The 1,200-nt window shown below is 47.6% G+C and carries 2 protein-coding genes; both read right to left on the bottom strand.

Translation table 11 applies throughout. The annotated features are described in order from the left end of the window. A partial coding sequence (locus tag Xbed_RS18705) for an Ig-like domain-containing protein (RefSeq protein WP_086114308.1) occupies positions 1–719 on the bottom strand: 719 nt, incomplete at its 3' end. 50 nt (positions 720–769) lie between these two features. Then, the gene (locus tag Xbed_RS18700; RefSeq protein WP_086114307.1) at positions 770–1,144 is read right to left on the bottom strand and encodes a phage tail termination protein; all 375 of its coding nucleotides are present in this window, start codon (positions 1,142–1,144) and stop codon (positions 770–772) included. Positions 1,145–1,200: the final 56 nt, after the last annotated feature.

Raw genomic sequence — 1,200 nt, 5'->3', positions numbered from 1 at the left:
GTTTTGCTGCCATCTTCTGTCGTGACAGTAATGTTTGCGCTGCCCTCAGCAATGCCTCTAACTGTCACCACGCTACCGATCTTACTCACAGTGGCTACGCTGGTTTTATCTGACGTCACCGTGTAGTTTTTATTGGTGGCATCGGTGGGGTTGACATTAACCACAAATGAATTGGATTTCCCTGCTGCGACCGTTAATGAAGATGTAGCAGTAACTGATTGCACCGCCACTTCTTCAATCAGCCAATCAACCGTATCCGCGTCGGATACTTTCAATTCACCGGAGTAGGTGGCAATCTCGTTAGCACCGAATTGGGACGACCAAGAGGTAAAGACCATGTAACCCTGTAGTACAAACGCATCTTCTCCGGTGAAGTCCATCTGCACCCAGTATGACGGCTGGCGACCTGCCTGAACTTCTTTCGGAATTTCCTTCAACAAACGCAATGGGCCAAAATCTTCATTTTTGTCCCTCTTACGATATTCACCATCAAATGAGATGGTTAAGTCCATGCTGGTGACCACACTCTCTACCAGCCCCTTAGAATCATCAGCCTCTGAGGTTAGCGTGTTGGGTGAAAGGTCGAATGATTTAGTGGTCAATGCGCCAATGCGGAAAAAAGCAGACTGATCGGGCACTGCATCAGGGCAGCCATGCGCAATGCGAATAATGGCGTTACGACCAATGAGTTTATTGGTTTCTACCGGGCAATTTGCCATGTGAATAACCTCGATTTAATAGAATTAAAAAAGGTCGCTGAGGCGACCTGTTATGATGTACAGCGAAATAGCAACCGGATTACGTACCGGTTCTCTTGAGTGGGAATGGGGGTTGGCATACCCCCCAGATTGAAAACAGCATTCAGGCAATCATCATCAGGATGGGTGGTAACATAATTGAGTATTTCCTGTGCTCGCTGGATAACGGGTTGAGGGTTATTCTGACCACTGACCAAAATCACCTGAACGTTGTCATCAGCCCCCAGATCATCCAGCCGCCCGGTTCCACCCGCTGGCTGAAAGACCATATATTGCATCTGCCCGCCGTCCTTTGTCTGCTCAATCCAGGTGAGCATTTGAATCGTGAAATCATCGGTCAGGCCAGATTTACCCAAATAATGGCGGAACTGTTCAAATACGGTCATAATGATTTCAATTCCTTCGTTACGGCCTTGTCAATCTGAGACCTCATTTCATCGAA

Origin of the sequence: Xenorhabdus beddingii, assembly GCF_002127545.1 — a bacterium.
Classification (GTDB): Bacteria; Pseudomonadota; Gammaproteobacteria; order Enterobacterales; family Enterobacteriaceae; genus Xenorhabdus; species Xenorhabdus beddingii.
This window is presented reverse-complemented; position numbering and strand designations above follow the sequence as displayed.

Bases quoted from the DNA above. Each gene is read 5' to 3' on its own strand.
- Xbed_RS18700 (WP_086114307.1), bottom strand. From the start codon at position 1,144: ATGACCGTATTTGAACAGTTCCGCCATTATTTGGGTAAATCTGGCCTG.